The organism is Streptomyces sp. NPDC049040 (assembly GCF_043197715.1).
Taxonomy (GTDB): domain Bacteria; phylum Actinomycetota; class Actinomycetes; order Streptomycetales; family Streptomycetaceae; genus Actinacidiphila.
In genome coordinates this window covers 5,639-20,717 of record NZ_JBICTO010000036.1, presented here as the reverse complement: position 1 = coordinate 20,717, position 15,079 = coordinate 5,639, and the positions used below count along the sequence as shown (strand labels likewise).

Sequence of the window (15,079 nt, the reverse complement as noted above, 5' to 3'; positions counted from 1 at the left end):
GTCTACAACATGGTCAAGGACTTCAAGTCCCGTGGCGTGCCCATCGACTGCGTCGGCTTCCAGAGCCACTTCGGCAACGGAGGGCCGCCGTCCAGCTTCCAGACCACCCTGTCGAACTTCGCGGCCCTGGGCGTCGACGTCCAGCTCACCGAACTCGACATCGCCCAGGCCTCGGCCACCAACTACACCAACACCGTCAAGGCCTGCATGAACGTCGCCCGCTGCACCGGCATCACCGTCTGGGGCATCCGCGACAGCGACTCCTGGCGAAGCGCTGACAGCCCGCTGCTCTTCGACGGCAACGGAAACGCCAAGTCCGCCTACACCGCGGTGCTCAACGCATTGGGCGGCAGTGGCTCGACCACACCGCCGACCAGCGGCGGCGGTGGCGGCACCAGGGTGATCAAGGGTGCCGGCTCCGGACGCTGCGTGGACGTGCCCAACTCCACCACCACCGACGGCACCCAGGTGCAGCTGTGGGACTGCTCCGGCAACAGCAACCAGCAGTGGACCTACACCTCCGACAGCGAGCTGAGGGTCCTGGGGAGCAAGTGCTTGGACGCCGCCGGCACCGGCACCGGTGTCAAGGTGCAGATCTACACCTGCTGGGGTGCCGACAACCAGAAGTGGCGCATCAACTCCGACGGAACCATCGTCGGAGTCCAGTCCGGGCTGTGCCTGGACGCGACCGGTGCCGCCACCGCCAACGGGACGAAGATCCAGCTGTGGACCTGCAACGGCGGCAGCAACCAGAAGTGGAGCTGACACGGCGATAGCACCGCCGATCAGGCCGCGGCCGGCGTCGGACACCTCCAGCACTGCGAGGTGTCCGACGCCGGCTTCACGTGTGACGCCCACGCGCGGGGCGCCCCTTCGAGGACCGTCGGCCCCGGGTTATCCCAGCGTCCATTGCTGGTTGCTGCCACCGTTGCAGGTCCACAGTTCGGCCAAGGCGCCATTGGCGGTGGAGGCGCCGGTGACGTCCAGGCACAGACCGGACTGGGTACCGGTCACGGTGCCGTTGGAGTTGACGCTCCACTGCTGGTTGGCCTGGCCGTTACATGACCAGATCTCGACCTTGGTACCCGCGGTGGTCTGGTTGTTGTACGCGTCCAGACACATCTGAGAGCTGCCCGAGTAGACGGTCAGCTGACCTGCCGACGTACGGGTCCAGGTCTGGTTGGGCGTGCCGCCGCAGTCCCTGATGTCCACCTGCGTGCCCGCGGTTCCCGACGAACCGGGCACCTCGAGGCACTTGCCCGCACCCACCGCGTGCAGCGCACCGGTGGTGCCGGTCCCACCGCCGGTGGTTCCGCCCGCGACCCGGTACATCACGGTGCCGTGTGCCGGGACCGAGGCGCTGATGGCGCCCGAGGTGGTGGACGTCGCACCGGACCACAGGTCGGTCAGGGTGTAACCGGAGGCCCCGGTCTTGCCGATCGCCGCGGCAGTGGTGCTGATGGTCGCCGTCGATCCGGTCTCGTTGAACAGCGCCACGGACACGTCGCCGTTGGACAGCGGTTTGGCCATCACGTCCAGGCCGCCGCCGGACGACACCATGGTGCCCTGCTTGCCCAGCGAGTCCTGGTCCACGGCGATCACACGGGAGTTGGTGTAAATGGACAGGGTGGTGGAGCTGGCGGAGGCGATGTTGGTCCCCGCGATCAGGGGAGCCGCCATCTCCGACCACAGGCTGAACTCCGTCCGGGCCTCGGTGGCGGTCAGGGACCCGTTGCCGACCTCCAGCATGTCGGGGTCGTTCCAGTGGCCAGGACCCGCATAGGAGGCAAGACCCACGTTGCTGTGGAAGATCGACAGCATGCTGGAGTAGCTCGCGTTGATGTCGCCGGTGGTGCGCCAGCTGTTGCCCACTCCGGCGCCCCAGGTCCACACGTTCTCCTGGCCCCAGTTGCACAGGCTGTACAGGATCGGCCGGCCGGTCGCCGCGAGCGCGTCCCGCATCGCGGTGTACCGGGACTGCCCCGCCACACCGTTGTTGTTGCAGTTGTCGTACTTCAGGTAGTCCACACCCCACGAGGCGAAGGTCGCCGCGTCGGTGGTCTCATGCCCCAGGCTCCCGGGGTAGCCGGCGCACGTCGCGGTGCCGGCGTCCTCGTAGATCCCCAGCTTCAGGCCCAGAGAGTGCACGTAGTCCGCCGTGCCCTTGATGCCGTCAGGGAACTTCGACGGATCCGGCACCAGCCGGCCCGATGAGTCGCGACTGTGGGTCATCCAGCAGTCGTCGATGTTGACGTAGGTATAGCCGGCGGCCTGCATGCCGTTGTTGTGCATGGCCAGCGCCGTGGACTTGATCAACGACTCCGAGACGTTGCACCCGTAGGCGTTCCAGTCGTTGAAGCCCATCTGCGGTGTCAGCGCCAGCCCGTTGCCCAGGGCTGCAGCAGGCTGCGCCGCGCCGGGGGCGACGAGCGAGGCGCCCACGGAAAGCAGCAGGGCTGAAACTGTTAGCGCTAACACTCTTCCGAGTGGCGACCGGGCAATCCATCGCCCGGCCCTCGCGTTGCTGTTGACCATGGTGTGTCGACCTCCTGGGCCGAATCGTGGGGGAGACATGTCCCGCCGCCCTATTCCGTCCGGCGCATGAGGGAGGTCGGGTGATGACCACGACTCGTGCGGCCTGGACGGATCGGGAAGCTGGGATCACTGGGGCGCGGCAGGCCGACTGCACGCCCGCCCGCTGTGTGAAGTAGGTAACTCCTGTGCGTTCAGGCCGTCAAGAGTGGTGGGAAAATTTCTTTCTTGATGGAGTATCGCGTGCAGGTGCCGCCGATGGTGTGCAGGAGCAGACTTGCCGGCGGCTCAGCCGAACACGCGGCGCTGGATCTCGCGGCGATAGTCTTCCAGGGTCTGGTCCAGGTGGACGGTGGCCGCCTGCGCCGCGGCCTCCGGGTCGCCGTCCTTGATCGCGCGGTGGATCGCCGCGTGCTCCGCCACCGCCTCCTCGGCATGGCCGCCGACCGTACCGTGCAACCCGATGGTGCTGGACTGGCGTTGGAGGCGCCGGGCCTCGCGGACCGCATCCACCAGAAACGGATTCTGCGAGGCCTTCGCGACGCTGAGGTGGAAGTCGTCGTCGCCGCGGTCGAACAGGTCGTGCCGGCCGGTGAGGTGGCCCTCCCGGCATGTCTCGGCGGCCTCCTCGATCGCGCGCAGGTCTGCCGGCGTCGCCCTGGTCGCGGCGAGCCGGCTGGCCGCGGCTTCCTGCACCCGGCGGAACTCGAACAGGCGGTAGACGTGGTCGAGATCGGTGGGCAGGAAGAAGCTCCCCCACAGCGACGAGCCCAGCATGCCCTCGTCATTGGCGACGAACAGGCCACGGCCCTTCTGGGCACGGATCCGCCCGATGGCCGAAAGGATCTTGACGGCCTCACGCACCACGGTACGGCTGGTACCCAGGCGCGAGGCCAACTGGTTCTCCGTCGGCATTCGATCGCCCGGCTGCAGCTGCAGATCGGCGATGAGCCGCAGGATCTCCTCGGCCACGCGTTCGTAGCCCGGTCGATAGGCCGCGGTCTCCTGAGCGTCTGCCGGCGCCGAAGCGGTGCCGCCCGTCGCCGCAAGTACGGGCTTGCCGTCCAACGAGCCGCCTCCTTCATCTCCCGCCGTCAGCCACGCGGCACGCGACCGGTCCGACGTATGCCGCAGCATACAGCGGACACCCTTCTCCAAGATATGTGTAGGACTTATTTCTCTTCAATGCCGTCTCATACCGCATCGAAACGTCACATATTCCACTTCAACAAGGCCTCAGGGTCAAAAGATCCAGGAAATAAACATGCTCATCCTGTTGACTCCACCGCGGGCTGGCCTTGTTATGTGTGACCGAAGCCCGATGCCTCTTCGCCTGAGGAATCCAGGTCAGGACGACTGGGTCCTGGCGACCACCAAGCTCCCACCTGTCTGCCATTCCCTCCAGGAGTGCGACATATCCCGGCCCGCGTGCCAGCGATGGACGGGCCCCACGACGTAGTGGAGTTGTTCATGACAGCCAAGGTCCGCGCGGTCGGCGCGAACACACCGGACGGCACCCGCAGATCCCGCAGACGCACCGGCGTGCTGGTCATGGCCGGCGCCCTGGTGCTGGCCACGGTCGCCGCCTGCGGCGGAGGCGGCAGTGGCAAGGCTTCCCACGGCGGCTTCCGGCCGGTCAAGCAGACAGGCGGCGCCTTGACCGTGTGGGTGGACGCCTCACGCATGGACGCCGCCAAGCTGTACCAGCGGCTGCACCCCGAGGTGAAGTTGAACATCGTCAGCTACGACGGGGACGCGAACGGCTCCAACTACCTGCGCACGAAGGTCAGTCTGTTCAACCGCACCCACAAGGGCTGGCCCGACGTGGTGTTCAGCTCCCAGAACAACGAGACCACCTGGGCGGTCGACGCCGGCTTCACCGCCCCTTTGAACAAGGGCCTCATACCGGAGTCGACGCTGTCGGGCTGGGCCAAGGGCGCCAACACCCCCTGCACCGTGGACGGCACGCTGTACTGCCTGCGCAACGACCTCGCCCAGACCGTGCTGTGGTACGACGCGCCGCTGATGAAGCAGTGGGGATACCAGGTCCCGCAGACCTGGGAGCAGTACCAGGCGCTCGGGGAGAAGGTGGCCACCGAGCACCCCGGCCATCTGGTCGGCTCGGCCGGTGACACCTGGGCGCCCGAACTCTACATGTGGCCGAGCAAGTGCGGAGCCAACCAGATCACCGGGCCCAAGGCGGTGACGGTCGACACCGGCAGCGCGAACTGCACACGCATGGCGTCGCTGCTCGACACCCTCATCAAGAACAAGACGATGTCCATGAGCAGCGTCTTCAGCTCCGACTTCGACAAGAACCAGGCCGGCAAGATCCTCATGATGCCCGGCCCGTCCTGGTTCGGCGGCGCCCTGTTCCAGGGAACGTTCAAGACCCCGGCACACCGGATAGCCGTCGCGCCGATGCCCAAGTGGTCCGCCGACACCGGCGGCACGGCGGGCAACGTCGGCGGCGGAACCTGGCTGCTGTCCGCGCACAGCGCGAACCTCAAGGCCGCCACCGCCTTCCTCACCTGGGTGACGACCTCGGACGACTACCAGGCCAAGCTGTCCCCCGGCTACCCGGCCTACGCCGCCGCGGCGAAGGACTGGCTGGCCAAGCAGGCCTCCTCCGACTTCTTCACCGGCGACATCTCCGCCCCGCTGCAGGCCGCGGCGGACGAGGTCTGGCCCGGCTGGGGTTACGGCCAGTTCAGCCAGGAGGCCGTCTGGGCCGCCACGGTGACTCCCCAGCTGACGGCGGGCAAGTCCATCGTGTCCCTGCTGCCGGCCTGGCAGACGGCGATCGCCAACTACGCCCGCACCGCCGGATACAAGGTCACGACCAAGTGACGGCGCCACCCGCCAAGACCGGCCGGGCACCGGTGCGCAACGTGCGCACCCTGTGGCCCGGCCGGGCCGGGCACGGCTTCGTCGCCGCCTACACGGTCCTGCTGATCGCCTTCGGGGTCGTGCCGACCGGCTACGCGATCCACTACGCCTTCACCGACGCAGGCGGCACCTTCAGCGGCCTGTCCAACTTCTCCACCGCCATGGACGACTTCCGATTCGCCCCCGCCGTGGAGCACGTGGCCCTCTACCTGGTCTGGTGGCTGGTGTCGCTGGTCGTCTTCGTCGTCGGGCTCGCCCTGCTGCTGCACCGCCTGGCGCTGAGCGGCGTCAGCAAGGCACTGCGGTTCCTCTACTACGTGCCCGGCGCACTCGCAGGAGCGGCCGGCGTCATGGTGTGGCTGTTCGTTCTCGACCCCACGGTCAGCCCGGTCGGCTTCCTGCTGCGGGCCTTCGGCTACCACACCTTCGGCGAGGTCATCGCCCCCGGGCACCTGCCGATCCTGTTCACCCTCATCGCCTTCTGGACCGGCGCGGGCGGCTGGATCGTCGTGATGTACGGGGCGCTGAACAACATCTCGCAGGACGTCCTGGAAGCCGCGCGGATCGACGGTGCGGGGGCCTGGCAGACCGCCTGGCGGATCCAGATCCCGCTGCTGCGCAAGTGGATCGTCTACATGGTGATCCTCGCCTTCGCCGGCGGCACCCAGCTGTTCGTGGAGCCGCAGCTGCTGTCCCAGGCCAGCGTCGGTGTCGCCGGGCGGGACTACTCCCTCAACCAGCTCGCGTACGACTTCGCGTTCCAGAACAACGACGTCAACACTGCGGCCGCCGTGTCGGTCGAGCTGCTCGTGGTCGGACTGGTCGTGGCAGGGGTCTTCGTGGCCAGATCGGGGTTCTTCGATGCGGACTGACATCGGGCGGCCCGCGGTCGCCCCCTCCTCCGGCAGCCGGCATGGACCGCGACAGCCGGACCTGGTCCTGTCCGGCCGCTCCGTGCGCAGGAGGCTCAACCCGCTGCCGTCCCTGGTGCTCCTGCTGTTCGCGGTCTTCTTCGTGGTGCCGGTGCTGTGGCTGCTGCTGGCGGCCACCAAGACCGACGACCAGTTGGTGCACGACAATCCGCTGTCGTTCGGGTCCCTCCACGCGCTGCACGCCAACTGGAACGCCCTGACCGCCTATCAGGACGACGCGATCCTCGGATGGCTGCGGAATTCGGCCGTCTACTCCTTCCTCGCCCTGGTGATCACCTTGTGCGTGGCCGTGCCGGCCGGTTACGCGATGGCGATGACCGAATTCCGGGGCCGGCGGGCGCTGCTGGTCGCCACACTCGTGGTGATGCTGATGCCGAACGCCACCCTGGTCGTGCCGCTCTTCCTCGAGGTCAACGCGGTCCACCTGATCGGCTCGATGTGGTCGATCATCCTGCCGTACGCGTTCTACCCGTTCGGGGTGTACCTGACGTACATCTACTTCAGCACCGCCCTGCCAAGGGAACTGCTGGACGCGGCAAGGCTGGACGGCTGCTCGGAGTTCGGGGTCTTCCGCCGCGTGGCTCTGCCGCTCGCGGCCCCTGTCGTGGCGCTGGTCGGGTTCTTCGGATTCGTCGCCAACTGGACCAACTACTACCTGCCGTACGTCATGCTGCCGCAGAGCGACCAGCTTCCGGTCCAGGTCGGCCTGGGGACACTGCTGGACTCGGTCCCGCAGTTCAACCCGACGGCCGGCACGCTGCAGGTCGAGCGGCCCGAACTGGCCCTGGCCACGCTGCTGGCGATCGTCCCCGTCCTGATCGTCTTCCTCTTCTCCCAGCGGTTCCTCGTCGCCGGCATGCTCGCCGGCTCGGCGAAGAGCTGACCCGGCCGCCCACCCCGCGCGACGCGCGGCACACCGCCCGCCCCGCGGCCGGTGTGCCGCGCCGTGCGCCCGCACGCGGCCGCGCCCCAACGCGAATGGAGCTCCTCCCGATGCATCCCGTCATCACCGCCTCGGTGCCGCTGCTCGAACCACCGGGTTGGGCGACAGCGCAGCGCGAGCTGTTCGACCTGCTCGACCGGTCCTGGCGCAGGTTCGCCCGCGACTTCACGCTTCCCGACGGGCGTCTGCGCTACACCGGTGAACTGACGTCCCGGGACGGCGTGGACGACTTCTACGAGGTCTTCTTCAACTGGCCGCAGCTGTACCTGCTGGGCGGAGCGGACGACCTGCTGGCCCAATCCGAGCGCCACTGGGAGGGTGTCACCCGCCAGCTGACCGAGCTGGGCATGCTCAAGGACGAATACGAGCGAGGGTACGACTGGTTCCACCAGGGCGAGAGCCTGCTGCTGCTCTACTTCCTGTGCATGGCCGCCCCCGAGCGCTGGGCCGACCGGGCACGGCGCTTCGCGGACCTGTACGTCGACCCCGTGCACGGCAATTACGACCCGCGCCACCGCATCATCTGCCGTCCGCACAACGGCAGCGACCCCGGACGTGGCGGTCTGTCCGACGGCGACGCCTACCCGTGGCTGCCGAAGGAAGCGCAGATGTACGGCTTCCCCCTCGGATGGATCATGCCCCCAGGCGCGGAGCCGCCTCCGCTCGAAGCCGACCCGCGGCTCGGCGCGGAGATGAGCCGGAGGATGGGCTCAGGTGACACCGCGGTCAACCTCTCGGCCGCAGGCCTCGTCCTGAACGCCTGGATGCTCTCCGGTGAGCAGCGCTACGCGGACTGGATCGCCGAGTACGTGGGCGCCTGGCGGGAGCGCGCCGCCGGCAATGACGGCATCCTGCCGGACAACGTCGCCCCGGACGGTACGGTCGGCGGGCTGCTGGATGGGCGCTGGTACGGCGGCCACTACGGCTGGTCCTGGCCGCACGGCTGGTACAGCGTGGGACATGCGGCGATCGTGGCCGCCCTTGCGGGCGCGGCGGCCACCGGCGACGACTCCTACCTGGATCTGGTGCGGCCGGTCCTGGACGAGATCATCTCGCAGGGCAAGGTGATGGCTTTCACCGAGGCCGACTCGAGTATCCGGTCCAAATGGATCCCACAGCTGGCGGAGGACGTGCGGACACCCACCTTCCATGTGCCCTTCCGGTACGAGGACGAGGGCTGGTTCGACTACAACCCCATGCTGATGGCCGTCCCGACGGCTCTGTGGCACCACACGGCCTCCGACGCCGACCTGGCCCGCATCGAGCGCCTGCGCTCGGCCGCCGGATACGACTGGCGTACGGTCCGCTCCTTCCGCAGCAAGGAGGAGGCCGGCCACGAGGAGCCATGGCTGGCCTTCCTGGCGGGCGACGATCCCGGCTATCCGGAGAAGATCCTGGCAGCCGCCCAGGCGCAGGTACGGCACCGGCTGGCCCGTATGGAGATGTACCGGGACCGGGACGTGCCGGAAGCGGACATCCACCTGTGGCAGCAGTCCAACCCGGTGGTCACCGAGGCACTGGTCCAGCTGACCTGGGGCGGCCCCCAGGTGGTCTACAACGGCGGTCTGCAGCAGGCGCGGGTGCGCTACCACGACGCCGTCGCCCGCCGTCCGGGACTTCCCGCCGGGGTCGCGGCGCTGGTTTCGGCCATCGCCCCGCACGCCACGGTCGTCGACCTGGTCAACCTCGATCCCGAATCGGCGCGATCAGTGATCGTGCAGGCCGGCGCGTTCAGCGAGCACACCATCCGCTCGGTGGAGTACAGCGTCTGCGAGGACCCGTCCTGGATCGGTGACCTGTACGACTACGGGCACACCGCCCCGACGGTGACTGCCGCCTCGGCGACGGTCGGCGGACCCTGGCTGCGGGTGGAGCTCCCCCGCTCCAGCACCGTCCGCCTCACCCTGCGGCTCGACCTGCGCACCCGGCGGCCCTCCCACCGCACCCCGTTCGACGAGCACACCCCACGCAGCGCTTCGTGAGGCGCCGCTCGCGTGCGGCGCGCGCAACTGCGCCTGCCGGCGGTCTCGCATGCCGAGGAGCCGCCCCCGGCCATCGCGGCGGGGGCGGCTCGGGGTCATGTCACCTCAGCTGCGGCCCCACTTCTGGTTGGTGGCGCCGGTGCATGTCCACAACTGCACCAGTGTGCCGTTGGCTGTCCCGTAGGCGCTTGCATCCAGGCACAGGCCCGTCTGCACGTTGGTGATGCTGCCGTCCGAGTTGATGTTCCACTTCTGGTTGTTCTGGCCGTTGCAGTCCCAGATCACCGCCCGGGTGCCGTTGGCCGTACCGCTGGCCTCGTCGTCCAGGCACTTGCTGCCGTAGACCTGGAGTTCCTTTGCGCTGGTGAGGGTCCACTGCTGGTTCGAGCCGCCGTTGCAGTCCCACAGGGCGGTCTGCGTGCCGTTGGTCTGGCTGACATTGGGTACGTCCACGCAGCGGCCTGAGGCACTGCCGCGCAGCACGCCGCTGGTGCCTCCGCCGCCCGAGGTGGAGCCGCCGTAGCCGGCAGCGGTGATGCTGGCCTGGACCGCGCTCTCCGTGGCATCCGACGGGAAGCCGGCGGTGATCGCGCCCTCGAAGAACTCGCCCTGGCCGGAGACGCTGTTGTCACCACCGGTTCCCAGCAGCAGGGAGCTGTCGGTCTTCATCGGCGAGTAGCCGTTGGGTAGTCCGCCCGAATAGGTCGTGGTGAGACTTCCGCTGGCGGCATTGCCGTATTTCAGTGTGAAGTTGCTTGTTCCGTTGTTTTTCTCCCAGGCGCTCACGAACGGGAAGTGCACACCCTGGTTGTTCGCGTCGTGGTTGGACCCGCTCCCGGTGTGGAACATGCCGTTCTCCAGGTCGGCCTCGACCCAGGGACCGGTGCCGGTGCAGCCGCCGAACCAGCAGGCGTTGCCCCAGTAGATCGAGTTCATGGTGGCGTTGCCGGTGTCGGTGTGCGTGTTCTCACCGCTGCCGTAGTCGAAGCAGCACCACTGGTTGGTGAAGTTGGACGAGGTCACCATGTAGATGCCCTCGGGCTGCGAGCCGGTGGGCGCACCGCTGGCATGGTCGATCCGGTATCCCACGCCCTGCTTGACCTTGACCCCGAAGACGGGGTGGCCGCCCGCGGTGATCGGCAGCGCCGCGGCGTCGGCGCCCACGTCCGCCCCGTTCGCGCCCGGCCCCTTCCAGTAACCGCCCCAGGATATGGGCAGGTCGTTGTGGCGGGTGCTCTGGTCGTAGATCTTGCTGATGATGCATGAGGTACCGGCGCAGAAGGACGTCTGGGCCGAGGCGTCGGCGTATCCGCCCGCGGACAGCAGGCCCACGTCGTGATAGCTGTGGTCGGAGGCGCGCTGGACCTGGTAGAGCGGCCCGCTGTACGCCGCGAACAGCGCGCGGGTCGTGGAATGCGCCCCGATGCAGGGTGTGCCACCGGCAGCGTAGATGTCGCAGGGCAGGGACGAGGCCGCGGCGGCCGCCGGGCGGGCCGCGGCAACCTCCGCCTGAGCACTCGGGCCACTCGCTGCGGCCCGGCCGCCGAAGACAGCGGCGGCCATCGCCAGGGCCAGCAGGAGGATGAGCAGGGGTCTCGCCCGCCGTAGGCCGGCGGGTGGGAAGGTTCTGGAGCTGTGCATCGGCTCTCCTTCGGTTGTGGGGTGGTGCTCCCGCCGTGTCGGGCGTGCGTGTCACGCCCGGACGGCAGGACGCCGGTCCGGCGTTCGTGTCGGCGCGGCTCAGCCGGGGACCAGGGCGGTCCACTTCTGATTGGCCTGGCCGCTGCAGTCCCACAGTTGGAGCTGCGTGCCGTCGGTCGTGGAGGAGGCGGGGTCGTCAAGGCAGCGGCCGGACACCGGATTGCGGTAGGACCCGTTCACCGCCTGCCAGACCTGGTTGGCGCCGCCGTTGCAGGTCCAGATCTCGATCTTCGTCCCGTTGGCGGTGCCGCGCCCGGTGGCGTCCAGGCACTTCCCGACCGCGCGAAGCGTGCCGTCGGCGTAGGCGGTCCAGCTCTGGGCAGCGGCGCCGTTGCAGGTGTAGATCTGGGCCGGGGTGCCATCGGCGGCGCTGCCGTTCCTGACGTCGAGGCACTTCCCCGTGATCCCGGAGCGGACCGGCCCGGAAGCGGATCCGGAGCCGCCCAGCCAGCCGGCGCCGTCGGCCGCCTGGACACCCCGTCTGAAGGCGTCGGCCATCTTCTGGTAGCCGGTGTCGTTCGGGTGCAGGTAGTCGGAGAGGTCGGCGGTGGTCACCGCGCTCATGTCGACGTAGCCGACGTGCTTGCCCGCGGCCTGTTCGCTTTGCACGATGCCGGGGATGGCCTGGTTGTACGCGCCGCGGTACTGCTCTTCCGTCCCGCTGGTGGACACGACGAGGGAGGCGACCAGCACGGTGGCGCCCGGGACATCGCGGGTGATCTGGTCGACGAGCGACCTGAGCCGGGTGGTGGCCGTGGAGACCTGGTAATTCCCGTTCAGGTCGTTGGTGCCGATCTCCAGGGTGACGACATTGGGCTGGTAGCGAGCCAGGGCCGCGTCGGTGAGGGCGGCCACCTGGTCGATGCGGTAGCCGGAGTGCCCCTCGTTGTCCGGGTCGGACATCGTTCCGCCACGCAGCGATCCGACGAAGTCCAGCGGATGGCCGTCGGCCGCGAGCCCGTTGTACAGCGCGGCACGGTATCCGTTGCCCGTGCTGCTTCCGACGCCCCAGGTGATCGAATCACCCAAAGGCATGAGGCGCAGGGGTGTCGTGGACGCCGCGCTGGCAGCCGCGGCTGGTGCGGTCGACGCGATGCCCGGTAAGCAGAGTGTCGCGGCCAGGGCGAGCAGGAGGACGGTGAGAGGTCTTTTCATGAGGCTTCCTCGTCTGGTGAGGAGGGCGGACGCCCCGGATGAAGGGCAGGGCGTGCCGTCAGCGGTGGCACGTCGCAGCGGCGTCGGTTCGCACCGCGGAACCTGGATGGGTGACCGGGCCCACGGCTCCGGCATGCAGGCCTGAGACTGCCTACCCGGACAGCGGGGCGGCGGGGAACGGCTGACCAGTTGCCAGTTGGTGCTGACGACCGGTCATGGCTGCCGGACGTCGGCACGGTGATGCGATGCGCCGCCCTGGCGCGGAAACGGGGGCGGGGTCGGATGCGCTGCTGCTCTCACGGGGGACTCCTGCATAAGGGCCTGCGGCGCCGATTGTGAGCGCTCACAACCCTCGGTGTGGGGGGATTGCACGGAGGCGGGTTGCATACCCACTGCTCGGACAGCCGTGGCAGCGGGCCACGATGAGACTGACATATCCATGCGCCGAAACTCAAGAGCGCTGCACCGGGCCATCGGTGAGCCGGCGGCACAACCGCTCTCCGTGGGCTCGGAATTCGACCCGTTCCGCCGCGTCCACCATCAGAAGTGCCAGTTCACAGCGCCACGACATATGCGGCCGTCGGCAATCAGGGGTGGGGATGCCTCCCATCGGCACATCGCGAACTCCGCCTGATCGGCGAGCCCCGGTCGCCGTCTGTCCGTCACGCAGCAGACCTGACCGGACTCGATGTATAGGACAGCAGACACCACGGAACGGCCCGCGGACTCGTGGACGGCAAGCACGGCGAGGGGGGTTGACACCACAAGCCCGATGCAGCACGCTGCCGTCGTTCCGACGACAGACGCCGCCCCGAAAAACGGGCGTCTCATCGGGCAATATGTTAGCGCTCACATAGCGTCTGTTGCACTCGCACTTGGCTGCCCCCCACCTGCCAGGAGACCTGCGTGAACCTCAGAACCGCCCCTGTCGTATCTGCCCGCCGGCTCAGGGCCGTCCACCCATCGGCAACGGATCCGCCGCGATCACGCCGCTCCGTTTCCCGGCCGGCCTTCCGGACCAGCCGCTCACCCGTCCACGACAGCGCCAGCATGCGCGGTCCCACGGGACCGCGCCCAGAAGGGAGATCCGATGGATGACAGGCTCACACGAGGCGGTGCGCCCTCCCGGCGCGGCGGCATCCGCCGTGTCTGGGAATCGGCCCTGCGCCGGACCCGGTCGAATGCCGGGAATCACCCCGCCCAGACGCCGCTGCGCCGGCGGGCGGCTCTTCCGGCCAAGCTGGCAGCGGCAGCCCTGCTCGTCGTCGGCACCCTGGCCGGCGGTGCGGTGGGGGCCGGTACGGCACGGGCGGCCACCTCCGGGCCGTGTGACATCTACGCGTCCGGCGGCACACCATGTGTGGCGGCGCACAGTACGACGCGGGCGCTGTACTCGGCGTACAACGGACCCCTGTACCAGGTCAGGCGTGCCTCGGACAACGCCACGAGGGACATCGGACTGCTCAGCGCCGGCGGTTACGCCGACGCCGCCGCACAGGACTCCTTCTGCTCCGGCACCAGCTGCCTGATCACGGTCATCTATGACCAGTCCGGCCGCAGCAACAACCTGACCCAGGCGCCCGCGGGCGGCGCGGCCGGCGGTCCTGACAACCTCGCCAGCGCCACCGCGGCTCCCACCACGGTGGGCGGCCACAAGGCCTACGGCGTCTTCGTCGCCCCTGGCACGGGCTACCGCAACAACCACACCAACGGCATCGCCACCGGCGACAACCCCGAGGGCATGTACGCCATCTTCGACGGCACCCACTACAACGGCGGCTGCTGCTTCGACTACGGCAACGCCGAGACCGACAGCAATGACGACGGCAACGGCACGATGGAGGCCATCTACTTCGGCAACATCAAGGTCTGGGGCTACGGCTCGGGCAACGGCCCGTGGATCATGGCCGACCTGGAGAACGGCCTGTTCTCCGGCGTCAACCAGCACCTCAACTCCGGTGACCCCACCATCAACTACCGCTACACCACCGCCATCATCAAGGGCACCCACAACCAGTGGGCCATCCGCGGCGGCAACGCGCAGTCCGGCGGCCTGTCCACCTTCTACAGCGGCCCGCGCCCCAACGTCTCCGGCTACAACCCGATGCGCAAGCAGGGCGCCATCATCCTCGGCACCGGCGGCGACAACAGCAAGGGCGCCCAGGGCACCTTCTACGAAGGCGTCATGACCTCCGGTTACCCGACCGACGCCACCGAGGACGCCGTACAGGCCAACATCACCGCTGCCGGATACACCAACTCCTCCGGCAACGGTACGACCGGTGCGCTGCACGCGGTGGGTGCGGGCAAGTGCCTCGATGTGCCGAACTCCTCGACCACGCCGGGTACGCAGCTGCAGATCTGGGACTGCAACGGCCAGGCCAACCAGAGCTGGACGCGTACCTCCTCGGGCCAGCTCACGGTCTTCTCCGGTGGCAGCCAGCTGTGCCTTGACGCCTACAACCACCAGACCACCGCGGGCACCAAGGTCGAGACCTGGACCTGCAACGGCGGCGCCAACCAGCAATGGACCCTCAACTCCAACGGCACCGTGACCGGAGCCCAATCCGGCCTGTGCCTCGACGTCACCGGCGCCTCCACCGCCAACGGCGCCCTGGCAGAACTGTGGACCTGCAACGGCGGCAGCAACCAGCAATGGACGCTCGGCTGACACAAGCCGCCCTTCGGACACCACATCCACCAACTCGGACGGCCCGCCGGCGCACCCGGCGGGCCGTCCCCGTGCGAGCGCCGCGACCTCGACGCCCGAGGAGGAGCCGTGCGCTCATTGCCATCGAGTCGTCGGCGTACGGGCCCTCGCACGGAAGTCCGCCGACAGCGGTTCTGCCCGGGTGACAGATCAGCGCAGCCGTGGGGGGGGGGGGGGGGGGGGGGGGGGGGGGGGGGGGGGGGGGGGGGGGCGGGGGCGGCGCGGGGCCCCGCGG

The 15,079-nt window shown here is 68.8% G+C and carries 10 protein-coding genes; 6 read left to right on the top strand and 4 right to left on the bottom strand.

Annotated elements, in window-relative coordinates; all coding sequences use genetic code 11:
• Positions 1 to 765 (top strand): endo-1,4-beta-xylanase (locus ACGFMP_RS36880; protein WP_393678423.1); only part of this gene is annotated, 765 nt, incomplete at its 5' end.
• Between the two features lie 129 nt (positions 766 to 894).
• Here the strand turns inward: ACGFMP_RS36880 and ACGFMP_RS36875 are convergent.
• A complete protein-coding gene (locus ACGFMP_RS36875) occupies positions 895 to 2,535 on the bottom strand; it encodes a glycoside hydrolase family 27 protein (RefSeq protein WP_393678421.1) in 1,641 nt (546 codons plus the stop codon).
• A 285-nt stretch (positions 2,536 to 2,820) separates the two neighbouring features.
• On the bottom strand, positions 2,821 to 3,600 hold the full coding sequence (locus ACGFMP_RS36870) for a FadR/GntR family transcriptional regulator (RefSeq protein WP_393678419.1): 780 nt from the start codon (positions 3,598 to 3,600) through the stop codon (positions 2,821 to 2,823).
• A 402-nt stretch (positions 3,601 to 4,002) separates the two neighbouring features.
• On the opposite strand from ACGFMP_RS36870, the gene ACGFMP_RS36865 reads away from it, so the two are divergent.
• The 4 genes from ACGFMP_RS36865 to ACGFMP_RS36850 all read left to right on the top strand — a co-directional run bounded on the left by ACGFMP_RS36865 (position 4,003) and on the right by ACGFMP_RS36850 (position 9,278).
• Entirely contained in the window at positions 4,003 to 5,382 is a 1,380-nt protein-coding gene (locus ACGFMP_RS36865; protein WP_393678417.1) for an ABC transporter substrate-binding protein, read from the top strand.
• A gap of 32 nt (positions 5,383 to 5,414) precedes the next feature.
• Positions 5,415 to 6,293: a carbohydrate ABC transporter permease gene (locus tag ACGFMP_RS36860; protein ID WP_393678425.1), complete on the top strand. Its 879-nt coding sequence runs from the start codon at positions 5,415 to 5,417 to the stop codon at positions 6,291 to 6,293.
• Complete coding sequence (locus tag ACGFMP_RS36855) at positions 6,283 to 7,236, top strand: carbohydrate ABC transporter permease (RefSeq protein ID WP_393678415.1); 954 nt, start codon at positions 6,283 to 6,285, stop codon at positions 7,234 to 7,236. The genes ACGFMP_RS36860 and ACGFMP_RS36855 overlap by 11 nt, the downstream gene beginning before the upstream one ends.
• 110 nt (positions 7,237 to 7,346) lie before the next feature.
• Positions 7,347 to 9,278 (top strand): hypothetical protein, encoded by a 1,932-nt coding sequence (locus tag ACGFMP_RS36850; protein WP_393678414.1) that lies wholly within the window; start codon positions 7,347 to 7,349, stop codon positions 9,276 to 9,278.
• Positions 9,279 to 9,383: 105 nt separating this feature from the next.
• Here ACGFMP_RS36850 and ACGFMP_RS36845 read toward each other — a convergent pair whose 3' ends face one another.
• Positions 9,384 to 10,919 (bottom strand): arabinofuranosidase catalytic domain-containing protein, encoded by a 1,536-nt coding sequence (locus ACGFMP_RS36845; protein ID WP_393678413.1) that lies wholly within the window; start codon positions 10,917 to 10,919, stop codon positions 9,384 to 9,386.
• 99 nt (positions 10,920 to 11,018) lie between these two features.
• Entirely contained in the window at positions 11,019 to 12,134 is a 1,116-nt protein-coding gene (locus ACGFMP_RS36840; protein WP_393678411.1) for a ricin-type beta-trefoil lectin domain protein, read from the bottom strand.
• 1,090 nt (positions 12,135 to 13,224) lie between these two features.
• Between ACGFMP_RS36840 and ACGFMP_RS36835 the strand changes: the two genes are divergently transcribed.
• Positions 13,225 to 14,805 carry an arabinofuranosidase catalytic domain-containing protein gene (locus ACGFMP_RS36835; protein WP_393678409.1) on the top strand — a complete coding sequence of 527 codons (1,581 nt, stop codon included), beginning with the start codon at positions 13,225 to 13,227 and terminating at the stop codon, positions 14,803 to 14,805.
• Positions 14,806 to 15,079 lie beyond the last annotated feature (274 nt).

What these genes read in the sequence shown, in the direction of transcription:
- ACGFMP_RS36875 (WP_393678421.1), bottom strand. Translation starts at nt 2,535, where the DNA reads ATGGTCAACAGCAACGCGAGGGCCGGGCGATGGATTGCCCGGTCGCCA.
- ACGFMP_RS36865 (WP_393678417.1), top strand. Translation starts at nt 4,003, where the DNA reads ATGACAGCCAAGGTCCGCGCGGTCGGCGCGAACACACCGGACGGCACC.
- ACGFMP_RS36855 (WP_393678415.1), top strand. Translation starts at nt 6,283, where the DNA reads ATGCGGACTGACATCGGGCGGCCCGCGGTCGCCCCCTCCTCCGGCAGC.
- ACGFMP_RS36850 (WP_393678414.1), top strand. Translation starts at nt 7,347, where the DNA reads ATGCATCCCGTCATCACCGCCTCGGTGCCGCTGCTCGAACCACCGGGT.
- ACGFMP_RS36845 (WP_393678413.1), bottom strand. Translation starts at nt 10,919, where the DNA reads ATGCACAGCTCCAGAACCTTCCCACCCGCCGGCCTACGGCGGGCGAGA.
- ACGFMP_RS36840 (WP_393678411.1), bottom strand. Translation starts at nt 12,134, where the DNA reads ATGAAAAGACCTCTCACCGTCCTCCTGCTCGCCCTGGCCGCGACACTC.
- ACGFMP_RS36835 (WP_393678409.1), top strand. Translation starts at nt 13,225, where the DNA reads ATGGATGACAGGCTCACACGAGGCGGTGCGCCCTCCCGGCGCGGCGGC.